At 42.7% G+C, this 26389-nt stretch carries 23 protein-coding genes; 9 read left to right on the forward strand and 14 right to left on the reverse strand.

The window, feature by feature from the left end:
* Positions 1–156: 156 nt before the first annotated feature.
* The 4 genes from QTA56_RS17145 to QTA56_RS17160 all read right to left on the reverse strand — a co-directional run bounded on the left by QTA56_RS17145 (position 157) and on the right by QTA56_RS17160 (position 6224).
* Positions 157–591: a type II toxin-antitoxin system VapC family toxin gene (locus tag QTA56_RS17145; RefSeq protein ID WP_267982189.1), complete on the reverse strand. Its 435-nt coding sequence runs from the start codon at positions 589–591 to the stop codon at positions 157–159.
* Positions 585–857: a type II toxin-antitoxin system Phd/YefM family antitoxin gene (locus QTA56_RS17150; RefSeq protein ID WP_267982190.1), complete on the reverse strand. Its 273-nt coding sequence runs from the start codon at positions 855–857 to the stop codon at positions 585–587. Before QTA56_RS17150 ends, QTA56_RS17145 begins: the two co-directional genes overlap by 7 nt.
* Before the next feature lie 265 nt (positions 858–1122).
* Positions 1123–3234, reverse strand: coding sequence for an ATP-dependent nuclease (locus QTA56_RS17155; protein WP_267982191.1), 2112 nt, complete (start codon positions 3232–3234; stop codon positions 1123–1125).
* 92 nt (positions 3235–3326) lie between these two features.
* Complete coding sequence (locus tag QTA56_RS17160; RefSeq protein ID WP_267982192.1) at positions 3327–6224, reverse strand: valine--tRNA ligase; 2898 nt, start codon at positions 6222–6224, stop codon at positions 3327–3329.
* Between the two features lie 89 nt (positions 6225–6313).
* Between QTA56_RS17160 and QTA56_RS17165 the strand changes: the two genes are divergently transcribed.
* The 4 genes from QTA56_RS17165 to QTA56_RS17180 all read left to right on the forward strand — a co-directional run bounded on the left by QTA56_RS17165 (position 6314) and on the right by QTA56_RS17180 (position 9294).
* On the forward strand, positions 6314–6841 hold the full coding sequence (locus QTA56_RS17165; protein WP_267982193.1) for a hypothetical protein: 528 nt from the start codon (positions 6314–6316) through the stop codon (positions 6839–6841).
* 173 nt (positions 6842–7014) lie between these two features.
* Positions 7015–7695, forward strand: coding sequence for a hypothetical protein (locus QTA56_RS17170; protein WP_267982194.1), 681 nt, complete (start codon positions 7015–7017; stop codon positions 7693–7695).
* Positions 7696–7812: 117 nt separating this feature from the next.
* Positions 7813–8475 (forward strand): hypothetical protein, encoded by a 663-nt coding sequence (locus QTA56_RS17175; RefSeq protein ID WP_267982195.1) that lies wholly within the window; start codon positions 7813–7815, stop codon positions 8473–8475.
* A gap of 12 nt (positions 8476–8487) precedes the next feature.
* Positions 8488–9294: an SDR family NAD(P)-dependent oxidoreductase gene (locus tag QTA56_RS17180; protein ID WP_267982196.1), complete on the forward strand. Its 807-nt coding sequence runs from the start codon at positions 8488–8490 to the stop codon at positions 9292–9294.
* Between the two features lie 19 nt (positions 9295–9313).
* On the opposite strand, the gene QTA56_RS17185 is transcribed toward QTA56_RS17180, so the two are convergent.
* The 3 genes from QTA56_RS17185 to QTA56_RS17195 form a co-directional block, all read right to left on the reverse strand.
* The gene (locus QTA56_RS17185; protein WP_267982197.1) at positions 9314–9751 is read right to left on the reverse strand and encodes a YbjQ family protein; all 438 of its coding nucleotides are present in this window, start codon (positions 9749–9751) and stop codon (positions 9314–9316) included.
* Between the two features lie 8 nt (positions 9752–9759).
* Positions 9760–10110, reverse strand: coding sequence for a YbjQ family protein (locus tag QTA56_RS17190; protein ID WP_267982198.1), 351 nt, complete (start codon positions 10108–10110; stop codon positions 9760–9762).
* 135 nt (positions 10111–10245) lie between these two features.
* On the reverse strand, positions 10246–12396 hold the full coding sequence (locus QTA56_RS17195; protein ID WP_267982199.1) for a hypothetical protein: 2151 nt from the start codon (positions 12394–12396) through the stop codon (positions 10246–10248).
* A 179-nt stretch (positions 12397–12575) separates the two neighbouring features.
* On the opposite strand from QTA56_RS17195, the gene QTA56_RS17200 reads away from it, so the two are divergent.
* The 3 genes from QTA56_RS17200 to QTA56_RS17210 are packed head-to-tail and all read left to right on the forward strand — an operon-like array spanning position 12576 to position 15384.
* Positions 12576–14720 (forward strand): sensor histidine kinase, encoded by a 2145-nt coding sequence (locus QTA56_RS17200; protein WP_267982200.1) that lies wholly within the window; start codon positions 12576–12578, stop codon positions 14718–14720.
* Between the two features lie 6 nt (positions 14721–14726).
* Positions 14727–15170: a response regulator gene (locus tag QTA56_RS17205; protein WP_267982201.1), complete on the forward strand. Its 444-nt coding sequence runs from the start codon at positions 14727–14729 to the stop codon at positions 15168–15170.
* Entirely contained in the window at positions 15124–15384 is a 261-nt protein-coding gene (locus QTA56_RS17210; protein WP_267982202.1) for a response regulator transcription factor, read from the forward strand. Before QTA56_RS17205 ends, QTA56_RS17210 begins: the two co-directional genes overlap by 47 nt.
* Positions 15385–15426: 42 nt before the next feature.
* On the opposite strand, the gene adeK is transcribed toward QTA56_RS17210, so the two are convergent.
* The 6 genes from adeK to sdsA form a co-directional block, all read right to left on the reverse strand.
* The gene (adeK, locus tag QTA56_RS17215) at positions 15427–16887 is read right to left on the reverse strand and encodes a multidrug efflux RND transporter AdeIJK outer membrane channel subunit AdeK (RefSeq protein ID WP_267982210.1); all 1461 of its coding nucleotides are present in this window, start codon (positions 16885–16887) and stop codon (positions 15427–15429) included.
* A gap of 5 nt (positions 16888–16892) precedes the next feature.
* Entirely contained in the window at positions 16893–20066 is a 3174-nt protein-coding gene (gene adeJ, locus QTA56_RS17220; RefSeq protein ID WP_267982203.1) for a multidrug efflux RND transporter permease subunit AdeJ, read from the reverse strand.
* 12 nt (positions 20067–20078) lie between these two features.
* On the reverse strand, positions 20079–21341 hold the full coding sequence (locus QTA56_RS17225) for an efflux RND transporter periplasmic adaptor subunit (RefSeq protein WP_267982204.1): 1263 nt from the start codon (positions 21339–21341) through the stop codon (positions 20079–20081).
* The gene (locus tag QTA56_RS17230) at positions 21328–21978 is read right to left on the reverse strand and encodes a phosphatase PAP2 family protein (protein WP_267982205.1); all 651 of its coding nucleotides are present in this window, start codon (positions 21976–21978) and stop codon (positions 21328–21330) included. Before QTA56_RS17230 ends, QTA56_RS17225 begins: the two co-directional genes overlap by 14 nt.
* A gap of 152 nt (positions 21979–22130) precedes the next feature.
* Positions 22131–24200 (reverse strand): site-specific recombinase, encoded by a 2070-nt coding sequence (locus QTA56_RS17235; RefSeq protein WP_267982206.1) that lies wholly within the window; start codon positions 24198–24200, stop codon positions 22131–22133.
* A 15-nt stretch (positions 24201–24215) separates the two neighbouring features.
* Entirely contained in the window at positions 24216–25193 is a 978-nt protein-coding gene (sdsA, locus tag QTA56_RS17240) for an All-trans-nonaprenyl-diphosphate synthase (RefSeq protein WP_267982207.1), read from the reverse strand.
* Between the two features lie 456 nt (positions 25194–25649).
* Here sdsA and rplU point away from each other — a divergent pair, with 456 nt between their 5' ends.
* Positions 25650–25961: a 50S ribosomal protein L21 gene (gene rplU, locus QTA56_RS17245; RefSeq protein ID WP_004652230.1), complete on the forward strand. Its 312-nt coding sequence runs from the start codon at positions 25650–25652 to the stop codon at positions 25959–25961.
* 17 nt (positions 25962–25978) lie between these two features.
* The gene (gene rpmA / locus QTA56_RS17250) at positions 25979–26233 is read left to right on the forward strand and encodes a 50S ribosomal protein L27 (RefSeq protein ID WP_004640422.1); all 255 of its coding nucleotides are present in this window, start codon (positions 25979–25981) and stop codon (positions 26231–26233) included.
* 60 nt (positions 26234–26293) lie between these two features.
* Here the strand turns inward: rpmA and QTA56_RS17255 are convergent.
* The coding region (locus QTA56_RS17255) for an IS3 family transposase (RefSeq protein ID WP_267981085.1) at positions 26294–26389 on the reverse strand (96 nt) is incomplete at its 5' end.

The raw sequence follows: 26389 nt of genomic DNA on the forward strand, positions 1-26389 counted from the left end.
TTAGAATTTAAATTGTAATCTTGGTGAAAAGTGGTGCGATTTGCTTAAAAAGAGCACAGTTTTATAGAGGGGAAATAGAATGACTGATGTTGTTGCGCGTTTGATTAAGCTGAAGCCTAATGTGATGGAGAATGTTGAGGCTTGGAAAAATGCGGGTTATATAAACCAATTGACCAACCTTAAACCTGAAATATTTTGAAAGTCTTTGCTATTACGAGTGACCAAAGGTAAGCCTTGAGCCATGGCAATTGCTGCAATCTGTCCATCTGCAAAGGGAATATTAAGCCCATTTTGTTGTGCTTCTAAGCGAATTTCAGCATGAATTTTGGCAGCAGATTCATGATAAGAAAGAATGGGAATCAGACTGACAATGTCATGTAAAAAAGAACCAATCATTTCTTTACGTTGGCCTTGAGGCATTTTAAGCCAACCAAAACGCAGTTCATGCCAAACTAAGCTCGGAATCGCAATTTCATGTTGATACAGTTGAAATTGCGAAATGACATGCTGATTGGGTTGTGGCTTGATTAATTCAGAAATGATGTTGGTATCTAAAAGGTAGCTAATATGAGAGAGGGTAGGATTTACCATGAAAAATCTCGCCCCTGTTCTTGTGAGCGTTCAGGCTGAAAATCATCAGTCTCATTTTGCAAATCTTGTATATGTTGTTGATGCCATGCTGACCATGCCTGCATAAGAGTTTGTGGTTGATTGCCTAATTTTTGATAGTCATTGAAAGATAATAGCACCGCAGAGGTTTGCCCTCGTTGTGAAATAAAAATCGGTTGCCCTTGTTTGCTTTGTTGTATCAGTTGTGCAAGATTGGCTCGGACTTGGCTAAATGGAATGTTGTTCATATTATTTGTCCTATTTAGATGTACATTTTAATTGTACATTTTGTATAGGGAGTCTAGCAAGCATAAGATGCCGATTGTGAGGAGTTAAAGCAGCAGATGAAGTGGGAAAAAGAGCATTTAAAGCATATGAAAAAGGTGATTGGGAGAGGGATTTTGTTGGGATATTGGGACTTCGATTTCTAAAACTCTCCTCCAAGGCATAGGTATCTACACATCTTGATAGATATCTTACTGCTATAGGTTAATTCACAAAGGGGAGATGAGATTATGAAAAAATTTTATTCATAATCAAACTAAGCTCACATTGCTCAGTTTCTTGATATGTGATTTTTGGTAGATAACTAATATTTTCTCTTTCTATAATTTGTAATGCATTAAGAGCTTTTGATGGTTTATCTTCGCCTGAAGTTTGAGCTGGATAGTAGGCTTCAATAGCCCCTAAATTCAATACGAAAAAACCTAAGTCATATAATCGATTGATTAACTGAATTTTTTCATCTAAATATAATGTTTCAGGCAATTTCAATGTTTCTCTACGCTTATTATTAGTTTCAAATTCAAAGAGATCATCAATCTCTTGTAAGTCTTCTTCTGAAACCGTATCTTGATTTTTGACTTTTTGAGCTAATTCTTTTAATCGAATATATTTTTCTTGCCAAGAGCGTTTTTTACATTGTTCGGAAATCATAGAACCCTTGATCTTGCAGCTAATATCTTGCTGTTCACATATATGATCAAGCTTTGTTAATAAATTATTTCTTAAAATTTGTAATTCTGGAGATTCAGTACCTAACTCAAGTTTATCAAACCCATCAATTAGGATATCTAAATCTAGGAGAGTGAATACCTCAATGTCAAAATGTTTATAAAACTCATAAAATCTTTTTGTGTTCATTTTTCCATTTATTCTGACAATTGGAATATTTGTCTTTTCAAAGCAATAAGAGTCATTAATAAATTTTGATAAGCCTTTTAAGAAAATTAAGTCAGAATCACCTTCCACCAATAGAACTTTTTTTGAGAAAAATGCTGGTGTACTGTTTTCATAACAAATAATTTGGAAAGCATCTTTGTAGGAACTATTTTGCACAAAGTTAATTTCTTTGGATTTTGAGCATGGAGGTAATGAGGAAAAGTCCTTATATATTTTAATAAAACAAGTTTCTTTAGCTGTAGCAGAGAAAAAGTTTGGAGAATGTGTTGTGACAAAGACTTGATCTTTTGAAGATAATTTTTCAAGAACGTTATAGAGGATTCTTTGACCATTGGGATGGAGGTACAGCTCAGGCTCTTCAAAAAGAAAAATGTAATCTGTATTTTGGTTATCAGAATTAAGCTTTTCAACGTAAGTTCTAAGTATAGAAAAAACTAGAGTACGTTTAACACCATCACCTTTATAATCAATAGTTGTTTTTATACCATCATCTATTAAAATTTGAGTGCTATTAAAAATTTGTTTTACTTCTGGGTTAGGAATTCTTAGCTCTAATTTAATTTGTGAAAAGCTTTCTTGAAAAACCCTTTCTATTTCAGTTTCTAATGATTTAAGGCTAGGTAATCGTTCGTCAAGAATATTTTCAGTGCCATCAGCATCTTTGATAAGCTGGCGGTTTAGCATTTTGTTGAGCTTATCAAAAGAGTTTTTTATTTCTAAAAATTCAGGGGATTTTTCAATTTGTGTGAAAAGAATTTTTATTAACTTACCAAAACTTGTACTTTCTTTAGTCTTTGTTTCATCAGTAAAATCTTTTACAGCTGGAATATAAATAGGCTCAGGAAACATTGGTGTAACTGTGTTGCTGAATCCAGTTGGCAAACTTTCCCAGTCATAAACGAAGTTATCATTAGGGAGATTACCAATTAGCTCTTCGATCTTTTCTTTTGCGACGGTTTGCGAGGAAACCGAGCTAATCATATCTTGTGTGAATTGATATGTTTCTCTCAAAAAGTTTTTAATTTCAGGTGCTTTTTTACCTTTAAGTTCATTAGCTATCCAATCAGTTTTATAAATTATATTGATAGGAACTTTTTTGTAGCAAAGTAAGTCACTTGTGAAATCTAGTTTATATTTTCTGCGAAATTTGATTGTATTATTTTCAATAATATTTTGAATTCTTGATCTATTTTCTTCATCTGATATTTTATTTAAGTCATTTTCATTTACATTACTAAAAGTTATATCAATAAAAATTTCCTTAGATTTATCATAGTAGTCAGATTCTGAAATTTTTGTACCTTTTAGAAATAAATTAATAGCCAAAAGAGCAGTTGATTTTCCAGCATTATTTTCACCTATCACGCAATTCATTTGTGATGGTGTCAAATCAATTTCTTTAAGACCTCGAAAGTTTTCAATATGTATATTTGAAATTTTCATTGTTTAGTATCTATTTAATTTTTAATAATTATATTTTTAAATTGAAGAAAAAGCCACCCTAAGATGACTTTTTAAATATTAAAAATAATAAATCAAAGCGCAGCAATCTGCTCCATACTTGCTTTAATCTTCGCTAGCTGATCAGCAAACTCAGCCAATTTAACCTTTTCACCCTCAACAACGGCTGCTGGTGCTTTCGCAACAAAGCCCTCATTGGCGAGTTTATTGGCAATTTGATCATGTTGCTTTTGAACCTTATCTAGGTCTTTCTGCAAACGGCCCAACTCAGCTTTAGGATCAATCAAGCCTTTCATTGGTACAAATACCGATGCATGACCCACAACACTTGAAGAAGACAATGGTGGTTCTTCACCTTGCGCTAGGAAAGTCAGGCTTTCAACTTTCGCCAATGCCTTAAATAACGCTTCAATACGAGTGATTTGCGTTTTTTCAGCATCAGAAATGTTTTGCAGCAATACAGGTAACAAACGCGCATTACCCAAGCCCATTTCACCACGAATATTACGTACTGCACCAATCAAGCCTTGTAACCACTGCATATCTGCTTCTGCTTGATCATTGATTTTCGCTTGATCAGGCACAGGGTATTGCGCGGTCATAATGGTTGCGCCACCTTTGCCCAACATTGGTGCAAGGGTTTGCCAGATTTCTTCAGTCAAATATGGCATGAGTGGATGTGCCAAACGTAAAGAAGCTTCCATTACTGCAAGCAACACACGGCGAACTTCTGCCTTACGTTCTTCTGACACATTGGCATCATTAAGCACAGGCTTGGTCAGCTCGACATACCAGTCGCAGTATTCATTCCAGATAAAATCATAGATTGCTTGCGCAGCAAGGTCTAAACGGTAGGTGGCAAATGCTTGATGAACCGCAGCTTCTGCTTTTTGTAAACGGCTGATGATCCATTGTTCAGGAAGTTCCCATAGATCAGGACGTGCTTCCTGCCCAACGGTTTGTCCCTCAACATTCATCAATACAAAACGTGTTGCATTCCAAATCTTGTTACAGAAGTTACGGTAGCCTTCAACACGTTTGAGATCGAACTTGATGTCACGACCTGTATTGGCAAGTGCACAGAACGTAAAACGAACCGCATCCGTACCATAGGCATTGATGCCGTCTGGAAATTCTTTACGGGTTGATTTCTCAATCTTCGCCGCATCTTTTGGGTTCATTAAACCTGTAGTACGTTTGGCAACCAGACTTTCAAGATCAATACCATCAATTAAATCTAACGGATCAAGTACGTTGCCCTTAGACTTGGACATCTTCTGACCTTCACCATCACGTACCAAACCGTGAACGTAAACCGTCTTGAATGGTACTTGCGATGAACCATCTTCATTCTTCATAAAGTGCATGGTCATCATGATCATACGCGCAACCCAGAAGAAGATGATGTCAAAACCTGTCACCAACACATCAGTCGGGTGGAACGTTTTAAGGAAATCATTGGCTGCATCTTTCTGTGCGTCGCCAGTCCAGCCTAAAGTTGAGAATGTCCAAAGCGCAGAGGAGAACCATGTATCCAGTACATCTTCATCCTGATTTAATTCAATGTCAGCAGCGATGTTGTTTTTGGCACGAACTTCTTCTTCGTTGCGTCCCACATACACATTGCCCTCGGCATCATACCAGGCAGGAATACGATGACCCCACCACAGTTGACGCGAAATACACCAGTCCTGAATGTCACGCATCCAAGACATATACATATTGGTGTATTGCTCTGGAACAAACTTGATACGACCGTCCTGAACTGCTTCAATCGCAGGTTCAGCAAGTGGCGCAATCTTCACATACCATTGATCTGTTAATAATGGCTCAACGATCACACCTGAACGGTCACCGCGCGGAGCTTTCAGGTCATACGGATCAATCTTGTCCAGCCAGCCCTCAGCTTCCGCTTGTTCAACCAGTTTTTTACGGGCAGCAAAACGCTCTAAGCCGATATAGTCCGCAGGAGCAGGTAACAGTTGTGAAATTTGCTCACCCGCTTTGGCGATATATTCAAACTCAGCCAACACTTCTGCATTTTTATTAAAGATATTAATAATGGCTAAGTTACAGCGTTTACCTACTTCATAGTCATTGAAGTCATGCGCTGGAGTGATTTTTACACAGCCCGTACCGAAATCTTTTTCGACATATTCATCGGCCACAACAGGCACTAAACGACCTGTAATTGGGAGAATAATGTTTTTACCAATCAAGTGGGCATAACGTTCATCTTCAGGATGGACTGCAACTGCTGTATCGCCTAATAAAGTTTCTGGACGTGTGGTTGCCACCACAAGATAGTCATTACCATCTTTGGTTTTTAGTGATTTATCTTCAAAGAAATACTTAAAGTGCCACAATGAGCCTTTTTCTTCCTTGCTTTCAACTTCAAGGTCAGAAAGGGCAGTTTGCAGTTTTGGATCCCAGTTCACCAAACGCTTGCCACGATAGATCAAGCCATCTTCGTGCAAACGAACAAACACTTCTTTCACTGCATTGGACAAGCCCTCATCCATGGTGAAGCGTTCACGAGACCAGTCCACAGATGAACCTAAACGGCGGATTTGCTTGGTAATGGTGCCGCCAGATTGTTCTTTCCATTCCCAAACTTTGTCGATGAACTTGTCACGACCCAAGTCATGACGGGTCACACCTTGTAAACCGAGTTGACGCTCAACCACCATCTGCGTTGCAATCCCCGCATGGTCAGTTCCTGGTTGCCATAAGGTGTTTTTACCCATCATACGGTTGTAGCGGGTTAGGGCATCCATGATGGCATTGTTGAAACCATGCCCCATGTGCAGACTACCTGTCACGTTTGGCGGTGGAATCATGATACAGAATGATTCACCCTGACCTGATGGTTTGAAGTAACCCTGTTGTTCCCAGATTTGATACCATTTCTTTTCGATCTCGGTTGGATCGTAAGTGGTTGCAATATTTTGAGCAGATTGAGCGTCAGTCATAGTACAGAAGATTAAAATTGAATAAAAAATTGGGTGTATTATAACGTAATTTCAATAAATTTAGTTTGTCATCGCAAAGGGGAGTGGAAATGAGAAGCTATGAATGTTCATGTGCTGGAGAGAATGAAAATTGTTTTAAGTGCTATGGCACTGGTACAGTAGTAGAAGAAATAAGTCCTAGTGCTAAATATAAAGTATTGAGTAGTAAAGTCGTCACAAATGAAGTTGTAAAAGAAAAAGTTGTAAAAAATAAAATGAGTTATTGTTCTTTTTGTAAAGAGCAGTTTCTTGAAGAAGAAATTAAGGAACATATTAGAACTTCTCATGGGTTAAATAACAAAAAAAAAGAAAAATTTGAAATCCAAGTTCTTAAGTGTAGTAAAAAAACTCCCAATTTAGCTCAATTAGTGGGAATTTCAAGAAGAAAAAAGAAGAAAAAAACTTCTAATAAATTAAAAAATAAGGCAAAAATGAATTCCAGCCAAGTTAACAGCTCTTATGAATCAGGTAGAGATATGTTTGATGCTACAAAGGATTATGCTCATAATTTTCGAGAACATGGAAGATATGGGTCACATCCTATCCATGATGATTATGATGAGATAGATAATGATTAGGTAGCAGTTTTATTGACTAGCAATCCATCAAAATTTTCCACTAAAAAAGCCGACGAAATGCGTTGGTTTTTTAGTGGAAAAAAGTTAGATTTATGTGTATTGGATCACATAATTAAAGATGTAGATGCATAAAATAACAATATAAGAATGCTAAAACTAAAAGGATGGTTCAGATGAGTTATTCAATTTTATTGAAAATTAATGAAGCAACACACGGACAATTTGAAACAATCCGCCAGCAACTGAATGCTGGAACACATGAAAGCCAGTCGCGGGTGTTGGGGGAGGTCCTTTCAGAAATCGCCTGCGACATTGTTGAGCAGGTCTTTTCAGTTTTGCTGATTCAGAATCGCCAACCTACACAGCTCACACAAAAATATACGGCAGAATCAGAAAAAGTCATTCAGCAGATTATTGGTGCGGTGCGCAAATATATGCCGTGGTCAATTGCATTGTTTGGCAATGAACGCCTCTGTCCCTTTGCCAACTATTTTTCCAATATGATTAAGTACCATGATGAACAGGTCTATGTGTCTTATCCGATTGATCGACATCTGGTACAACAGGCCCATGCTTTGGTGACAAAACTGAAGAATAATGAAATCAGTGACATGGTGGATGTATTTCAGACTCTGGTTCAAATTGTGGATTTGGGCGTGACCAACCTGATTCGTGAACCGAAAAAGTGCCTGAACTTTAATACCGTGGTTGATAAAACCCTGAATGGGGTGATCAATATGACGGCGCATCTGAGCTATAAACGTTTGGAAAAGATGGGAAATCAGGTGGATACAGACGCTGCGGCTGATTGCGTCAACCATTTTTTGGCATTTATGCATGTCGATGCGGAATAGAATATGGTAAATTCGGCGTGTAGAAAGCCAAAAATGATATAAAACAGTTTGATGGAAAAATAAGGGCTTGTTGAACAAGCCCTTATTTTATGCAATCTAAGAATTAGGGTAATTAGAATGAACACCGCCGTTTTTTTAAATATTCATGCGGATACATACGCGAGATTTGCGCATATTCGAGCGCAGCTATTACAGGGCAGTAAGGAAAGTCAGGCAAATGCTTTGGGGAATGTCCTGTCAGAAATGGCTTGTGAAGTGATTGAACAGGTTTTTATGGTGCTGTTACAGGAAAACCAGCATTATTCCCAGACGGGTGAATCTGAAAAGGTGATTCAGCAAATTCTGGAAGCCATTCGCAAATATATGCCGTGGTCAGTTTCATTCTTTGGCAATGACCGTTTGGTTCCTTTGGTGGAATATCTCTCCAAAACCATTCAGGTCGAAGATGAAAAGGTTTACATGACCTATCCAATTGAACAGCAGCTTGCACAACAGGTGAAAAGCTCCAGCCAGAAGCTTGCAGGTGGAGACCGTCATGAAACGGTAAATGCGTTGAAACTGCTGACCGATGTGATTGATGTCGGTGTGACCCATTTAATTCGTGAACCGAAAAAATGCCTGAAGTTTAATTTTGTGGTGGATAAAACCCTCAATGGCGTGATCAACATGACTACACATCTAGGCTATAAACGTTTGGAAAAACTAGGTACTCAACTGGATGAGCAGGTTGCGGTCATTTATGTGGATTACTTCTTAAAATTTATGCGTCATCAGGCATAGAGGATCATTGATATGGCAAAGCTAAAAAACCTTGAAAATAAAGTGATATGGATTACAGGTGCTTCTTCTGGTTTGGGCAAGGCGCTGGCGAGGGAATGTGCCTTGCAGGGTGCACAGGTGGTGCTGACCTCACGCCGTTATGATGAACTCGAAGCTGTGCGTGTCGGTTTATTCAAGCCAGAACGTCATGTTTCAATTGCCGCCGATATTACTGATGAAGCTCAGGTACGTCATGCGCATGAACAGGTTTTGGCATGCAAAGGACGAATTGACTGGCTCATCAACAATGCAGGTCTGAGCCAGCGTGCCCTGATTCAGGACACCACCATGCAAACTGAACGTGCCATCATGGAAGTGGATTATTTTTCACAGGTGTTCTTTACCAAGACTGTGTTACCAACATTGCTCAAACAAAAGTCTGGTCGGGTGGTGTTTGTCTCCAGTGTGGCGGGCCTATTGGGTACACAATATCGCGCCAGTTATTCAGCTGCCAAAGCGGCGATTCATATGTGGGCAAATAGTCTTCGCGCCGAGGTTTCAAAAGATGGGGTTGCTGTTTCGGTGGTTTTTCCAGGCTTTGTTAAAACCAATGTCTCTTTTAATGCCTTAAATGGTGAGGGTAAGCCACAGGGACATCAGGACGAAGCCATTGAAAATGGTTTGGATGCCGATGTATTCGCCCAGCGTGTGGTTGAGGCATTAATGGCAGGTGAGGAATATGTGGTTGTCGGTGGGAAGAAAGAACAACTGGGTGTATTGGTGTCCCGTTTGTCACCAAGCCTGTTGTATAAAATGATTCGTAAAACCAAAGTGAAGTAAAAGGGGCTTTTGCTCCCTTTTACTCATTTAAAATAGCTGTACCATAAGCAAACACTTCAACCATGCCACCTTGCAGGCCCAGTTCAGTGGTACTGAGACGAACCCCCATGATCTGGTTTGCACCCATCTTGTGTGCTTCCTGCTTGAGCCTAACTATTGCCTCACGTCGTGCCCGTTCCACTACACTTTCATAGCTGACGAGACGACCACCAAAGAAGTTTTTAATGGTGGCAAGCACATATTTAAAATAGTCATGTGAGATCACCACATTGCTGCTTACCAGTTGACCTTTTGCAGTCGTTTCAACAAAGCGGTTGGTATCAATGCGGATATGGGCAAATTGCCTTTCTTTCTCATCCAGTTCGCGTAAGTGTTTTTGTTCAATATGACGACCAAAACCCCAACCGACTGAAAAAAGAATCAGAAAAATAACGATCTGAAAAATTAATCCATCCATTGTATTGCCTATGCACCAAATGGATTAGGAAGTTTAGGCGCCACAGGCTGAACCACGACAGCCGTACCATATACAAAAAGTTCGGACGCGCCTTGGGCAATATTCGATGTGGAAAAGCGAATCCCCACAATCGCATTGGCGCCTAAACCGCGTGCCTTGTCGATCATGCGTTGCGTGGCTTCCTGACGGGATTCCTCAAGAAGTTCGGTATAACCCGTCAGTTCGCCGCCCACGATATTTTTTAAACCCGCCATCAGGTCACGACCCACGTGCTTACTGCGGACAGTGCTGCCATACACCACATCAAGCTGACGTAAAATTTCATGGCCAGGTACAGATTCCAAGCTGCTGAGTAACATATTGCCTCAAGTAATTTCTATATTGTAAATTCACGATAAATCAAGATGAACAAGAAAGAAACTTCTATAGATAAAAAAAGACCATCCCAAATGAAAACAATGGGGATGGCCGCTGAAAATTGAATAATTAAAGCATCATTGTCTTACGACAGAGAAATAGCCTTGACTTACGGTATATTGTGCACCTAAGGCACCGACAAGTTTGCCAGAAAAGCTTCCTTCAATGGTATTGCCAACCGAAAGTACCGTAACTGTGCATGCTCCACCTGTATTACGTTCTGATTTACCACTATGCGCATTTATGCTGTCAGAAGCATATTGGAACGTTATATTGTTTAGGGACAGATAGGCACTATCTCCAGATGATTTTGCGAGTTCTAGGGTAGAGGTACATTCATAAGTGCCTACTTTTTCAGGAAATGCCAAAGTCCAGTTCCCAGCTTCACTACTGGTTAAAAGTGAGTCGGAGTTGAATTGTAGCTTAATTAAATTACCATCTATTGTTATCCCTGTAGTATTTGCAGCCTTGCTATAGGTGTAAGTTTTGGTGGTTACATTACTTGCAGCAATTGCTGTAATACCAGACTTCCCATTCAAACGAGCTTTATCGGCCAGTTCTTCGGCAGTGGGTTCAGTACGTGCCGCGGCATTTGGATCAAAAGGAACAGCATTAATGGTTTCAATTGCACCACTTCCACCAGATAGGTTGGCATAGGCTGCAATCATGGCAGGTTTACTGGTTAAGCTATCCAGTGTTAAACGAATCCCTCCCTGAGCTTTTGAATCACCAGCTTTTTCACTGTCAATCTGTACAATATACTTGGTTTTTTGAGTGGTAACCCATTTGCCACCTTGCCAGCTTCCCTCATCAATCACGGTTGAGGTGACATAGTCATCATTACCATTCCACTTATTTTCAACTGTCGCATCACTACACCCTAGGGCTGATTTACCTGAGTTACTTACAGAGCCATCCGCCTTGACCGTAACAGTAATTTTGGGTTTATTACAGGTATTTGCCATCGCCTCGCCTCGCCAGATTCCTGCAATATGTTTAAAGACTTCGGGTAGAGCAGCACCATAGGCAAGCACATTGTTACGGAATCCATATTCAGCAAAACCACCTGCCCAGCCTGTAATTTGGCCGCTTTTGGTTAACTCCACACTAATATGTTTATCAGGGGTATTTCCATTATTTAAAAATAATTTACCGATAGCAGGAGTCAATGCACCATAGATTACCGATTTATTATTTAAGGCGTTAATCACTGTGCCATCATGCGCTTTAAGTTGTAATGACCAGTTTTCTGCTGTGCCACTGATGGTAAGACTACCCTCGCCAATATGGCTTTCTTTTCCTGCTGGTGCACGGAAAATGGCAACAGGGTAAGTTCCTTTTACGCTGTTAAAGAAAGCTTCATTATTGGCAGCACTATAGTTGTTAAATGTGGCTAATCCAATCGCATTGGCAGGTGTCGTTGTGCCGCCATTATTATTTCCATTGTTGTTATTACCCCCATTATTATTGTTGTTGCCACCATTGTTGCCTGTACTTGCAGCAGGTAATGTGCCTCCTGTTGCATAGGTTGTGGTCAATGCCGCCAGATTGCTGTTGGCTGCCTGAATTGCGGCCATAACCGCCTCAAGCAGGTCATCGTAACTGTTACCTGCCTGAGGATCAAAAGCGGTAAAAAATGGATTGAAATCCACAATATCTGGATAGTTAAAACCTTGTGCCGTTAAGTCGTTTTTGAGCTTGTTGACCGCCGCATCAATTTGGGCAGCAAGCTTGCTGAAATCAATATTTGCTGCCTTGAATAAATCTTCCAGTTTTAAACCCAGTGCATTATTGGAGGCACCTGCCAAAGCCAGTGTGGTAAGTGGTGTGATATTGACATTGGTTTGATTGCCCAGACTTAGACCATATAGGTTTTGTGTGTTTGCAATATTATTGGCAGTTCCTCCCGCCACATTCACAACACAAGGTAAATTCGCTGTAGGTACAGCAAAGTTCCAGTTTCCTGTATTGCCTGTGGTTGTGGCATTGCTTTTGTTATATCCAGCGCAGTTTAAACTGATATTTGCCCCAACCAAAGGTGCACCAATTGCCGCTGTTCCTGTCAGTGTTGTGGTATTTGCAGGTGTCTCATCTTTAGGCGTATCAGTTTTTGCTGAGTTCGAACTGCTTGTTGAAGAACCATCATCAAACCAGCATCCTGTTAATGCCAGCATCATGCTCAAGCTTAGCGGTGCAAGTATCCATGTTTTCCCAGTTTTAATAGACATTCCTGATCTCCTTTTCCTTGTTTTGCAAGATTTTGTTCTTTAAGGTATTTTTTATTATGGATCAAATAAAGGAGAATACTATCCTCTGAACAGGGGAGGAATATTTGGCAAATTTAATGGAAAATAATAAAGCTATCGCAAAAAACTTTTTAGGGAATGTCGTGTGTAGGGACGCGAGTATGAAAATAATGACGAGGTTTACACCTGTTTCCATTTTATTTATGGCTGCGATTTTCGCAATCATGTGGTCGGGGGCTGTGATATGGGTGAGCTTTAACCAGCCGTATATGGGCTTAAAGCTAGGGATTGTGGGTGAGCAGATTAGGATACTGGATACGGATTCCAGTTTAGCAGGAACGATGGAGAGTCCTAAAAATCAGGTGTTGAAAAGAATCAGCATCCCAACTCAAGCGATTGACCTGATCCCGATGGATTTGGCACCAGAACCTGACAGTGCAATGGGAACCTATCGTAATTATGCTCAGTTTCTGGAAAGGCAGGGACAAATTGCAGATATGTTGCGGCAGCAAAAACTAGAACTCACGCTTGGTGATGGTCAGGTCTATTCCATATCTGTGACACCCCATCGTCCAGTAAAAACATTTGATCTGGCTTTCTGGGTGCAGTTGATTGTTGGTGTGGTGGCATGGTTGATTTCTGCGGCTGTATACGCATTCCGATCAAATGAATTGGCAGCACGTTATCTATTATTATCAGGGATATGCACCTTGGTATTTTCCAGTTTTGCTGGAATTTATAGCACCAGAGAGATTGCATTACCCACAACATTATTTCAATTTCTGAGTGACCTAAATTTCTTTGGTGGTAGTGTATTTATCGCCAGTTTTGTTGCCTTGCTTTTATATTACCCACGCCGTATCGCACCCAACTGGGTGGGGGTGGGTGTTATTGGTATTTTTGTGCTTTGGTTTATCGCCCAGCAGATGGGCATGTTTGAGTCCATGACCTTTGCCCGACGCTTTTTAGTGATGCTCGGTTTGCTCTGCTCATTTGTTCTCGCTGCAATACACTGGTGGTTCTCCCAATATGCTCCGCTTGAGCGCGCTGCCTTGCAATGGTTTTTATTGTCCTGGCTATTGGGGACATCCCTGTTTGTCCTGTTTATCTTATTGCCCACCTTATTTGGTTTTGATACCTCAGCATTACAGGGCTATGCATTTACCTTGTTTTTACTGGTCTATATTGGTTTGGCATTCGGTATTTTACGTTACCGTTTATTTGAGCTTGGGATCTGGTGGGGAAGAATCCTATTATTGCTGATTGCCATTCTGTTTTTAATCTTGCTCGATATTATCTTTATTAGCCTGTTAAATCTCTCCCCAAAGATTTCCATGACCTTGGCCTTGGTTGTTTGTGGAATACTCTGGTTACCTTTGCGTGGCTGGATCTGGGAAAAGTTTTTAGGCTATCTTAGCCCAAAGCGAGAGCTGCAATTCCGTGAAATTATTGGTGTTACCTTGGCAACGGCACAGCAAAACCAACAGCAGCTCTGGCAGGAAGTTTTGCAGAAAAACTTTGCCGCCTTGCAGGTTGACGAGGGTATATATACCGAAGCGCCAGTTTTGGCACAGCAGGGTTTACAGTTGCACATTCCCGCCATTCAACAACTGCATGCGGTGACACTGGGCTATGCAGGGCAGGGACGTCGCCTTTTTTCACAGTATGATGTTGCCATTGCAACAGAGCTTTGTGAGATGCTGGATTATGCGATACAGGCGAAGATGGCTTATGAAGCAGGTGTGATCGAGGAACGTCAACGTATTCGTCGGGATTTACATGACAATATCAGTTCGCAACTGGTCAATGCCTTGCATAGCCAGCAACCACAGCGTAAGGACGATATGATTCGTAATACCCTGACAGATTTAAGGGATGTGATTAATCACAGTATGTCGGGTGGAATATGCTTTGAGGAATTATTGATCAATATCCGAGCTGAAATTGCCGAACGTCTGGCATTGGCAGATATTCAGTTGGATTGGTCAATGACAGGCAATGTACAGCAAGCCATGAGCCTGGAAATGATTCATGGGCTCCGTTCAATTCTACGTGAAGCGACCAATAACTGTATCCGTCATGCTTATGCCCAACATCTCAAAATTAAAATTCGGATTGAAACCCAGTTTTTATTGTTGCAGGTTCAGGATGATGGGCAGGGTTTAGCTGAGCTTAAAATAGGACAGGGACAAGGTTTAACCAATATGCAGACAAGGGTGCAACTATTGGGGGGAGAAATACAATTCCTCAATCAACAGGGGTTGTTGATTGATATGAAGTTGCCACTTGGCTCAAATAGGGAATAATCACAAATGCATATTCTGGTTGTTGAGGATAGTTTGGAAACACGGCAATGGTTGCAGACCGTTATTGTAGATGCTTTTCCTGATGCAAGGATTAAAGCGGCAAATTCGGTCAAGGAGGGCCTGTCGATCTGTTTGGATCAGCAATTTCAGATTGCACTGATTGATCTGGGTTTGCCCGATGGTTCGGGGATTGAAGTGTTAAGTTATCTACGCCAGCGTCATCCTGATACGCAATGTGTGGTGATGAGTGTACTGGGTGATGACCTACATATTGTCAATGCGTTGGCAGGGGGGGGCGGAGGGCTACTTAGTCAAGGAACAACCCAAGGAATTGATTATTCATCAACTAAGGCAGTTACGTTTAGGAATCCCTGCATTATCTCCCTCAATTGCCCGCCGTTTGATGGCTCATTTCCAGTCCACCCGATCTGTGGCCACCATAGAGCATAATTTAACCGAGAGGGAAAAACAGGTATTGCTTTATATTGGTCAGGGTTTACGCAATGGTGAGGTGGCAAAACAGTTGGAGATTGCAGAAAGTACCGTCGCAAGCCATATTAAGTCGATTTACCATAAACTGGGAATTTCATCGCGTGCCGAAGCGGCACAATATGCCAATCATTTGGGATTAAATTATTATTCAGTTGGGCTTAAAATAAAATAGCCATCTCGGGAGATGGCTATAGATAGTACATTATATTAAGGTTTATTGTGCAGCATGTATTTCAGCACTAGAGGGTTGAGGCGTTACCGTATCACTGGTATTGGCCTTTAAACCTCCACCCAATGTTTTGTAAAGCTCAACCTGGTTGTTCAGGTTTGCTTGCTGTAACAACAGTAAACCTTGCTCAGCCGAATACGCTGAACGCTGGGCATCCAACACGGTTAAATAACTATCAATACCTGCACGGAAACGGGCGTTAGACAGCTTATAGGTAGTGTTGGTTGCATCCACCAAACGGCGTTGCGCGGTTAAACGGTCACCAATGTTGGCACGGGTTGCCAAGGCATCATTCACTTCACGGAAAGCAGATTGAACTGACTTTTCATAGTTTGCCAAGGCAATTTTCTGATCAGTCTCTGAAATCTTGATGTTGGCTTTACGTGTACCCCAATCGAAGATTGGCAAGCTGATATTTGGCCCAATTGACCAGGCTGCATTACCCGCCTTAAAAAGGTTGCTCAAATCTGTTGAAGCATAACCTGCCGAACCTGTCAGGCTAATCGTTGGGTAAAGTTGTGCTTTGGCTGCACCAATATTTGCACCTGCGGCACTGAGTTGATATTCAGCCGCCTTGATATCTGGGCGATTATTGAGCAAGTCACTTGGTAAGCCAGCACTTAAAGCGCTTTGTTTGGTAATTTGAGAAATTTGCTGTTGTGGCAATAAGTTTTGAGGAACTGTTTGTCCAACAAGTAAATTTAACAAGTTTTGTGCTTGTGCGATCTGTGTTTTATAGTTGGCAACATCATTACGTGCGGTTTCAACCGAAATTTGCGCCTGACGTAATGGAATCTCACTATCAATGCCCACATCGAAACGTTTCTTGTTCAGGTTAAACGAGTCTTGCTGTGCCTTGAGGGTTTGATCCGCAAGTTTCAACTGTGCGCTTGCATATGAATAATTTAACCAAACCTGAGTGATCTGGCTGATTAAACTAATTTGTGTGGCATCACGCGCACTCTGTGTCGCAAGGTAGCTGTCCAGTGCCGCATCTTTTAAGCTGGCAACACGGCCCCAAAAATCCAACTCATACGTTGTTTGTGGTATACCCACTTGATAAGTCGAATAAGGATTGTTTGGATCATGGCTAGGGGATACCTGTCGAGTTGCGCCACCCCCGACACCAATGGTTGGCAATCTGTTGTTTTCTGAGATTTGGTATTGTTGCTGCGCTTTTTGAATGTTGAGGACAGCCGTACGCAAGTCACGGTTGTTGGCAAGTGCCATATCAATCACTTGCAGTAAACGCTGGTCAGCAAAGAAATCTTTGTAACCCTGTTCAGCGATTGATGTTCCAGAAGACTTGCCATAAGAGGCAAAGCTTTCAGGAATATCTGTGTTCACAACAGGCTCTGGCCCGCGCATGCTTTGGCAGGCAGCCAAAGACAGCGCGAGTGCAGAGATTGCAATGCCACGACTGGAAATAGACCATACAGTTTGCATCACGATCAATGCTCCTGAGTATTTAAAGTTTTAGGTTTGTACTTAAAGATACTACGAATCCACACGAAGAATACAGGGATGAAGAAGATACCTAAAAGTGTTGAGGAAATGACACCACCCAATACACCATAACCGACTGAGTGCTGGCTACCCGCACCTGCACCGCTTGCAAGCGCCAATGGCAAGACACCAAAGCCGAATGCCAGTGTGGTCATGATAATTGGACGTAGACGCATTTTGGATGCATGCAAGGTTGCTTCAAGCAACTCTTCACCTTTTTCCTGTAATTCTTTTGCGAATTCAACAATCAGGATTGCATTCTTGGCTGAAAGACCAATCACCGCAATCATGGCAACCTGGAAATAGATGTTATTGGATAAGTTTGGATTCTTAAACAATACCATGCCCAGGAATGTCAGAATCACCGCACCAATAATCCCTAACGGCACTACAAGTAATACCGAGAATGGAATTGACCAGCTTTCGTACAGTGCCGCCAAGCATAAGAATACAATCAAAAGGGAGAGGGCATACAAGAACGGAGCTTGAGCGCCAGAGTCACGTTCTTCCAGTGACAAACCTGTCCATTCATAGTCAAAGCCCTGTAAGCCCATGGATGGTAATTTCTGGATGATTTCTTCCATGGCTTTCATGGAGTCGCCAGAACTTACACCTGGAGCAGGCGTACCTTGAATATTGACGGATGATACGCCGTTATAACGTTCAAGACGTGGTGAACCATAGGTCCATTTACCAGTTGCAAATGCAGAGAACGGAACCATTTCGCCTTTGTTGTTACGCACATACCACTGGTTCAGGTCTTCAGGCATCATACGGGCATTGGCTTCACCCTGTACATATACCTTTTTCACGCGTCCACGATCAATGAAGTCATTGATGTATGAACCACCCCAGGCAATGCCCATGGTGCTGTTAATGTCAGCGACACTGACGCCCATTGCACCCGCCTGGGCCTGATCAACATCAATCTGATACTGTGGTGTGTCTTCCTGACCATTTGGACGTACGCCCATCAGACGCTTGTCTTGGGATGCCAAACCGAGAATGGTGTTACGTGCTGCAATCAGCTTTTCATGGCCCTGACCACTCACATCTTTTAACTGTAGGTTAAAGCCAGCGGTGACACCCAGTTCAGGCATGGCTGGAAGCTGCAACGGCATGATGTAGGACGCATCCTTGACAATCATGTTCAGTGCCATACCACGCTGGATAATAGAACCAATTTTTGTCTCAGCCGTGGTACGGTCTTTCCAGTCTTTCAACTTCACAAACGCCAGACCCGCGTTTTGTCCCATCCCCGTAAAAGAGAAACCAGCAACAGTAAAGATAGACTCCACTGTATCCTTTTCTTTTTCCATAAAGAAATGAGTCATGGTATCCAGTACTGCATCAGTACGGCTTAGGGTTGCATTTGGTGGAAGCTGTACAAGCGTCAACACCACGCCCTGATCTTCATCAGGCAGGAACGAAGACGGAAGTTTTGGGAACAGGAATGCAAGCGCAGCGATTACGACTGCATACAGAATACCAGAAAACACTTTATGGTGAATCATGCGGTCTACACCGCCCTGATAGCCATGTGAAATACGGTCAAATGTACGGTTGAACCATCTAAAGAAACGGGCAAAGATATTGTTGCTTTGTTCCTTGTTTGGATCATGCTGTTTAAGAATGGTCGCACATAGCGCTGGCGTAAATGTCAATGCGACAATCAGTGACAACACCATTGCAGTCACAAGCGTAATGGAGAACTGACGGTAAATCACCCCCGTTGTGCCATCAAAGAATGCCATTGGAATAAATACCGCACTCAGTACGCTGGTAATCCCCATCAGGGCGCCAGAAATCTGTTTCATCGACTTTTCAGTCGCTTCAACAGGTGTACCGTGTTCTTCGGTCATGACACGCTCAACGTTTTCGACCACAACAATCGCATCATCCACCAGCAGGCCAATGGCAAGAACCATTGCGAACATGGTGAGCGTGTTGATTGAGAAACCGAAAATATTGATGATGGCAAATGTACCCAATACCACCACAGGAACTGCAAGAGTTGGAATAATCGTTGCGCGCCAGTTCTGTAGGAACAAGAACATCACAATGAATACCAGTGCAATCGCTTCAAGCAGGGTATGTACCACACTTTCAATTGAAAGCTTGATAAATGGGGTGGTATCAAACGCAAGCTGGTCTTTCAGACCTGTTGGATAGTTATGGCGAAGTTCACTTAAACGCTTTTCAACCGCTGCCGCAGTATCCAGCGCATTGGCACCTGTTGCTAGACGGATTGCGATACCCGCGGCAGGCTTGCCATTGAACTGTGTATTAAACTGATAGGTATCAGAACCCAACTCAACACGTGCCACATCGTTTAAACGGACTTTTGCACCTGATGGCAGGTTTTTCAGGAAGACCTGCTTAAACTGTTCTGGTGTCTGCAACAGGCTTTGTGCCGTCACAGTCGCGTTCAGAACCTGACCATTGATTGACGGTGCGCCACCCAACTGACCCACAGCAACCTGAGCGTTTTGGGCACGAATTGCCGCTGCAACATCCGTTGGTGTTAGGTTGAAGCTGCTTAATTTGGCAGGGTCCAGCCAGATACGCATGGCGTATGAGCCACCAAACACCTGAATCTCACCCACACCCTGAACACGGCTGAGCGGTTCAGCAATACTTGAGTTTACATAGTCCTTAATGTCAGCATCGGATAAGCGTCCATCAGGAGAATAAAATGCAACAACCTGTAGGAAACTTGCACCTGACTTGGAAACCTTAACCCCTTGGCGCTGTACATCTTCAGGCAGCAACGCAGTTGCGGACTGCAACTTGTTCTGTACCTGAACCTGGGCAATATCAGGATCAATCCCTTGCTTAAAGTTAATCTGGATGGATGCCATACCATTACCAGAGCTGTTTGATGAAATGTAGCGCAAACCATCCAGACCATTCATCTGCTGTTCAATGATCTGGGTTACGGTATTTTCCACTGTTGCTGCCGATGCACCTGGATAGGTTGCGGAAATCGTGACCGTCGGTGGCGCAACCGTAGGATATTGTGCAATTGGCATTTTGCTGAGCGAGAGAATACCCGCCAGCATAATCACCAACGCAATCACCCATGCAAAAATTGGGCGATGGATAAAAAATTGAGCCATGCAATCTACCCCTTAAGCTTGTGAAGTAGCTTTTTGTTCAGCTTTTGGTGAATCGGCTTGCTTTTGTTGTTCAGCGGCTGCTGGCGGTGCAGCATTTTGACCTTGTGGTGCTTTTGCCTGTGGCTGGTAAGGTTTTACAGAAACTTCCTGGCCTTCCTTAACCTTGGCAACACCATCAACCACAATCTTGTCACCCACCTGTAAGCCATCTGTGACAATCCAGTCCTGAGCTTTCACACCAACCGTTGTGATTGGGCGAGCTTCAACCGTATTCTTCGCATTTACAACCAGGGCAATGGCCTGTCCTGTTGGCAGGCGTGACACAGCCGCCTGTGGAATCAGGTAGGCATTTGGAATGATGCCCTGTGAAATCTTGGCAGTTGCATACATGCCTGGTAACAACAGGTGGTTTGGATTTGAGAAAACTGCACGCAAGGTCACTGTACCTGTGTCTGGGTTGACACTGGCATCAGAGAAAGCCAACTGGCCTTCAACAGGATAGTCGGAACCATCTTCAAGCGTGATCTTGACACGGGTGTTGTTGCTGTTGTTCAAGCTGCCTTTGCTGAGCTGCTGACGTAGGCGCAACATTTCGGCACTGGATTGGTTAATATCAACATAGATCGGGTTAAGCTGTTGAATCGTGACCAAAGGATCAGCCTGATTCGCTGTCACCAACGCACCAGCTGTTACCGAAGAACGGCTGGACTGGCCTGAGATTGGCGCACGTACAGTAGAATAGCCCAAAGTGATCTCAGCATTTTTCAATGCTGCCTGAGAGGCTGCCACATCGGCTTCAGCCAACAGTACCTGGGCATGAATATCATCATATTCCTGCTTGGAAACCGCATTGGTGCCAACCAACTGACGATAACGTCCCTCTTTAACGCGTAATGCATTTAGGTTTGCTTGCTGGCGTAATAAGGTCGCACGGGCGCTGTCTGCGCTTGCACGGTTGGTATTGGCGTCAATTTCATAAAGCGCTTGACCCGCCTGGACATAACTGCCTTCAGCAAATAAGCGCTTTAAAATGACACCACCTGTTTGTGGACGTACTTCTGAAACCTGATAGGCGGAGGTCCGCCCAGAAAGTTCCACACTTTGTTCTACACTTTGCGGTTGTGCAACAATGACACCGACTTCAGGAGGTGGCATTTTTTGAGCAGCAGCGGCTTGCTGTGCATCTTTAGGGTCTTTGCTACAACCAACAAGCGCAATGCTTGTTGCCAATGCGCAAGCAGTGAGGGCAGGAGCCCAAAGCTTAGCTGACATCATTATTCCACCTCAATTTAGATTTTTTATCTAAAAACAAATTGTTGCTGAAATTGCCTTGATACAGCCAAAACCAAAGCAACGAAGTCCAAATCAACCCGATTCCCCAACCTGCCAATACATCGGTTGGGTAGTGAACCCCTGCATAAATTCTAGATATCCCCATGAAAACAAACCATAAAGTAGATACTAAAATGACGCTGTTACGGTATTTATGCGTGCTGTACAGCAACATGAACATACTCGCAAGGGTCGCAGCATATAGGCTATGGGCACTTGGGAAAGATGCGCCATAACTTTGAATCAGGTGATAAAATTCCAAGGGTCTTGGTCGATCAATGCCCCATTTCAGAAGCCAACCAATCACAATACTTCCACCCACACTTAAAGCGATAAAAATTGCATTCTTATCGTTTTTAATCCAAGTTTGATAAATACACAAAAATGTGGTTAAAAATAATAAAAATGGCATTCCACCCAGTCGAGAAAGCAGAATGGTCACCTGGTTAAGCACAAACGAACGGTGTTCAAATAAAGCTTGAACACTCAAAAGGTCTAAAGTCGATGTGTCGAGACAAACCAGCCCAAACACACCGAGTCCTAAAAAAAAGCAACCAATACAAAGCAGTAGGTACGGCATGCGAACCTCATTATTTGCTTAACCATTGTTCAGGGTTGTCGAGTGTTTGAAAGTGTACTTGCGAGTACACTTTTGGTCAAGTCTTGAAATTTTATGATAATTTCATTTTCATGTTTTTTTAAGGTTCAGTAAAAAAACATAACAAAATTTGATTAATGTCTCATTTTTTGCTCGGTCGTGTTTTGCTCTTCCACTTCAACAGGTTGTTTTGGTGGCCAGAAGAAATCACTTGGTCGGGTCAGGAAATGGGTGATGACCAATTTAGCCAAGGGTTTCCACTGTGAGAAGCGAACACGACGCGCACGCAACGCGACAATAATCGTCAGGGTAAAGCTGACAAACAGGTTGGTGAGACCAATCAACATAACGCCCAAAAATGACACGATGATTAAACCAAGGTCAGGTGTGCCGCTCACTGTCATTAAGCCCTGAATGAAATTGGCGGATGCAAAGGCAATATGACGGATATCCAGCGGTAGGCCTAAAATAAAACCGATGGTTCCCATACTTCCCAGCATAATCCCAAACAGGAAGTTACCTGCCAAAGCCCCAAGGTTGGTTTCAATATAGTTGGCAAACTTGTCCAGTCGTGCCTGCCCCATCCAGCGTTTTAGGCGGCGGTGCTGTTTTAGACGGGGGCCAACCTTTCGGTAGACTGCTAGATTATCGAAATAGCCCGCAATCAGGCCTGAAAGGAATAAACAGACACCTGCAATTGCTGCATGGGGGATAGCCAGTGAAGTAAATGGATTTAAATCGTGTAGTGTCTTGGCTGCCTTAATTGGGGAAAGCAATCGTTCACCCAGATTGTACTGCCATAAAAAGGTAATTAAGGCCGCTACGGGAATGGCAATTGAAATATTCCCCAGAATTGCGATGAATTGAGTTCGGATAATATTGATAATCAGGGCCGCCAGTTCAGCAATCTGGGCCGTTTTACTGCCTTTCTGCTGCTGTACCGTTGCCGCAAGTGCCGCCGCCGTCATCGCAGGTTGTTTGGTTGCAACCGTAAAATGTAGCACATGGATCAGCATGAAACCTAAACCATAATTCATGCTATATAAAAACGCATGCATAAATGGAGCAAGTACCAGGCGGGTCGTTAAAATTTTCAAGGTGGCCATGACGGCAATAATTGCGCCTGCACCTGCCGCCGCCTTATACATGCCGAAAAAGCCTTTTTTATCGGTACTTACATAATGCTCACCTGTTTTACTGGCATTTTCGGTGACTTGCAGGGCAATCAATTCACTGGTTGAATTTAACAGGTGACGAACACTTTTTTCATCATAATGGGCCTGGGTCAGGTCAGTAATTAACTGTCCCAGTGCGATATAGTGGAAATCATTTTTACTGGCAAGCAAACCAAGCAATAATTCAATGCGGTCAAGCGCCTGCTCCAGTAAGGACAATAAATAGGTCAGGCTGATACTAACCCCGATGCGCTTGGTTGCCCGACGAATCTTGAGCACAACCTCACGGCATTGGTCCAGCATCACAAAGGCCTGTGACGCATCGGGGGGAGCAAGAACCGCAACCGTATCCTGCTGGTGCATCTGCTGTTTATACTTTTCAATGAACTCTACAATTTCACGGTTCTGAACCAGAAAAGGTGACTCATATTCAATAATGTCGGGTTGTGCATTAATAAATTCTGGATACAGACCAATACCACTAATCCGATAGGACAACACAGTAATGGCCTTGATCAGGTCAGTTTTACACACCTGTTTTTCATTCGTGTTGCTTTGGCTTTCACCAATCAGGTTGAAGAGGGTAATCCAGTCCTGATTTTCGATCAGGTCAAGCCATTCTCCATCGCTTTGCTCATGAAAGACTTTGCCAACGAGGGTTTTAAGCTGGTTGCCATCTTCCACTAAAGGCAGGAAATGTGCGCCAAGACGTTGCCCAAGCTGATTCCAGAAACCATCCAGTGAAAGAATGCCGCTGTCGGCATAGAGGCTGATCTGTTTGTACTGGCTGATCAGCTTGAGCAGGAAATTCTGGAGTAAAGTTGCTGAAGTGGGAGTCAGCAAAAGAATTTTGATCAATGCATGAATTCGCTGTTTGACTTCTTCAGCATCATTCGGTTTTTTTGGTCGTATGCGGTTGACCAGTTCAATGAGGATCTGCTCATTTGCAAGAAGGCTTTTAGGAACAGCTTCATGATGGTCAAGCTGTTCCTGCATTTTTAAAAATAAATCAGATAAATTTAAATGCATAGGCACTCAGAAAAATTATTGTAGTCGATGTAAGGCCATTAAGGTCAGGTTCATCAGTGCCTGGCGATATTCATTATCTGGAAGTGCTTTGAGCGCTTCTAAAGCGGCATCCGTTTCTTGTTGGGCACGTTTTTGACAGTAATCCAGGCCACCTGAGTGATGAACAATTTCAATCACTTTATCCAAATGTTCCACACCGCCTGTTGCAATGCTGCGGCGAATAATCGCATGGTCATCACCAGTGGAGTGGGCCAATGCTGAAATTAACGGTAAAGTCGGTTTGCCTTCCATTAAATCATCACCAATATTTTTACCCAGTGTTTCCGCATCGGAGGTGTAGTCTAAAATATCGTCAATAATCTGAAAGGCATTGCCAAAGTGACCCGCAAAGCGACGTAGAGGCTCACGGTATTCTTCAGTACCCGCCAAGATAGCCGCGCCTTCAGTTGCCAGTTCAAACAGGCGTGATGTTTTACCATGAATAATTCTTAGATAGGTTTCTTCAGTGGTCTCTGGCTGGTGCTGGGACTGAAGCTGTAAAACCTCACCTTCCGCAATCTCACAGGTTCCTGTTGAGAAATCCTTGAGTAAAGTGATGTTGTTTAAATCCACTAGTAAATCAAAGGCACGCGCAATCAGGAAGTCACCGACCAGAACGGCGGTCTGGTTGTTCCAGGTTGCATTGGCAGTGGGCCTGCCACGACGCAGACTGGACTCATCCACAACATCATCATGTACCAGCGTTGCGGTATGCAGCATTTCAATAATGGCAGCCAGATGCTGCGCATGCTGCATATTGGCTACACCACATGCACGGGCTGCAAGTAGGCACATGATCGGGCGCATACGCTTACCGCCAGCCTCAACCACATGCTTGCTGACTGACATGACCAGGCCAACCTTGGAACTGATTCCTTCATTGATCAAATGATCCATCGCAGCAAAATCTGTCGCTACTGGAGAGAGAATGTCTTGCTTAAAATCGATAACCATATGAAGAAAAACCTCGTACAGGTGAAATATAATGTTAAGTGTATCAATGTGTCTGTTGCTAAACAGTTATACAGGCTGTGTAATCAGTCATTTAAATCATTGCGATGATTTTGGGGCTTTCGTTAGACAAAAAAGCGGTCTCTAATAGCCAAACCCAAGCTTTATACCATAGTATGTGTGACTTTATATGAACACAGTTTGTTATTGTCGCAATTGGTTTTTTAGAATGTATTGCAAAACCCGATCAGAATCAATAAAAACAACGTATTCTCAATCTGTTTGATTTTATTATGAAATCCATAGCTCATTTGTTGATCGACGCATTTGTGCAAAATCACTTGTTGTTTGATCAATTTTCACTTAAAATCTATCGCCTTGTATAACCCCAGTGGCGTTCGTCTTAAGATCGGTATGTCCCTTTATCGGCACGACGACACGGGCATGTTGGAGTACATTATGTACGCAGTAATCCAAAGCGGTGGTAAACAGCACCGTGTTGTTGAGGGTGAAACCCTTAAAGTAGAATTATTGAAAGCTGAAACTGGCGCGACTATTACGTTTGATGACGTATTAATGGTTGTAAACGGTGACAACATTCAAATCGGTGCTCCAGTTGTAGCTGGCGCAAAAGTAACTGCAGAAGTAGTTGGCCATGGTCGTCACGACAAAATCCGCATCATCAAAATGCGTCGTCGTAAACACTACCGTAAGCAACAAGGTCACCGTCAATGGTTTACCGAGTTGAAAATTACTGGTATTGCAGGCTAACACAGGAGTAAATAGACATGGCAACTAAAAAAGCCGGTGGATCGACGAAGAACGGTCGTGATTCGAATCCTAAGATGTTGGGTGTTAAAGTTTACGGTGGTCAAACTGTAACTGCTGGTAACATCATCGTTCGTCAACGTGGTACTGAGTTCCACGCTGGTGCAAATGTTGGTATGGGTCGTGACCATACTTTATTTGCTACTGCTGACGGCGTAGTGAAATTTGAAGTGAAAGGTCAGTTTGGCCGTCGCTATGTAACTGTTGAAGCTTAAGCTTTAATGGTTCAGAAAAACCCGCTTTGATGAACTGACCCCATAAAGTTGGACAGTTAGTTAAGCGGCAAACAAGGATTGAGTTCTGTACTCTACAGGACTCAATCCACCTAATTTCATCTTGATACGCTCATGATTGTAGTAGTGAATATACTC

The organism is Acinetobacter thutiue, assembly GCF_030385805.1.
Classification (GTDB): domain Bacteria; phylum Pseudomonadota; class Gammaproteobacteria; order Pseudomonadales; family Moraxellaceae; genus Acinetobacter; species Acinetobacter corruptisaponis.

Excerpts from the sequence above, each read along its gene's own strand:
- QTA56_RS17145 (WP_267982189.1), bottom strand. The coding sequence starts at position 591 with ATGGTAAATCCTACCCTCTCTCATATTAGCTACCTTTTAGATACCAAC.
- QTA56_RS17150 (WP_267982190.1), bottom strand. The coding sequence starts at position 857 with ATGAACAACATTCCATTTAGCCAAGTCCGAGCCAATCTTGCACAACTG.
- QTA56_RS17155 (WP_267982191.1), bottom strand. The coding sequence starts at position 3,234 with ATGAAAATTTCAAATATACATATTGAAAACTTTCGAGGTCTTAAAGAA.
- QTA56_RS17160 (WP_267982192.1), bottom strand. The coding sequence starts at position 6,224 with ATGACTGACGCTCAATCTGCTCAAAATATTGCAACCACTTACGATCCA.
- QTA56_RS17165 (WP_267982193.1), top strand. The coding sequence starts at position 6,314 with ATGAGAAGCTATGAATGTTCATGTGCTGGAGAGAATGAAAATTGTTTT.
- QTA56_RS17170 (WP_267982194.1), top strand. The coding sequence starts at position 7,015 with ATGAGTTATTCAATTTTATTGAAAATTAATGAAGCAACACACGGACAA.
- QTA56_RS17175 (WP_267982195.1), top strand. The coding sequence starts at position 7,813 with ATGAACACCGCCGTTTTTTTAAATATTCATGCGGATACATACGCGAGA.
- QTA56_RS17180 (WP_267982196.1), top strand. The coding sequence starts at position 8,488 with ATGGCAAAGCTAAAAAACCTTGAAAATAAAGTGATATGGATTACAGGT.
- QTA56_RS17185 (WP_267982197.1), bottom strand. The coding sequence starts at position 9,751 with ATGGATGGATTAATTTTTCAGATCGTTATTTTTCTGATTCTTTTTTCA.
- QTA56_RS17190 (WP_267982198.1), bottom strand. The coding sequence starts at position 10,110 with ATGTTACTCAGCAGCTTGGAATCTGTACCTGGCCATGAAATTTTACGT.
- QTA56_RS17195 (WP_267982199.1), bottom strand. The coding sequence starts at position 12,396 with ATGTCTATTAAAACTGGGAAAACATGGATACTTGCACCGCTAAGCTTG.
- QTA56_RS17200 (WP_267982200.1), top strand. The coding sequence starts at position 12,576 with ATGAAAATAATGACGAGGTTTACACCTGTTTCCATTTTATTTATGGCT.
- QTA56_RS17205 (WP_267982201.1), top strand. The coding sequence starts at position 14,727 with ATGCATATTCTGGTTGTTGAGGATAGTTTGGAAACACGGCAATGGTTG.
- QTA56_RS17210 (WP_267982202.1), top strand. The coding sequence starts at position 15,124 with ATGGCTCATTTCCAGTCCACCCGATCTGTGGCCACCATAGAGCATAAT.
- adeK (WP_267982210.1), bottom strand. The coding sequence starts at position 16,887 with ATGCAAACTGTATGGTCTATTTCCAGTCGTGGCATTGCAATCTCTGCA.
- adeJ (WP_267982203.1), bottom strand. The coding sequence starts at position 20,066 with ATGGCTCAATTTTTTATCCATCGCCCAATTTTTGCATGGGTGATTGCG.
- QTA56_RS17225 (WP_267982204.1), bottom strand. The coding sequence starts at position 21,341 with ATGATGTCAGCTAAGCTTTGGGCTCCTGCCCTCACTGCTTGCGCATTG.
- QTA56_RS17230 (WP_267982205.1), bottom strand. The coding sequence starts at position 21,978 with ATGCCGTACCTACTGCTTTGTATTGGTTGCTTTTTTTTAGGACTCGGT.
- QTA56_RS17235 (WP_267982206.1), bottom strand. The coding sequence starts at position 24,200 with ATGCATTTAAATTTATCTGATTTATTTTTAAAAATGCAGGAACAGCTT.
- sdsA (WP_267982207.1), bottom strand. The coding sequence starts at position 25,193 with ATGGTTATCGATTTTAAGCAAGACATTCTCTCTCCAGTAGCGACAGAT.
- rplU (WP_004652230.1), top strand. The coding sequence starts at position 25,650 with ATGTACGCAGTAATCCAAAGCGGTGGTAAACAGCACCGTGTTGTTGAG.
- rpmA (WP_004640422.1), top strand. The coding sequence starts at position 25,979 with ATGGCAACTAAAAAAGCCGGTGGATCGACGAAGAACGGTCGTGATTCG.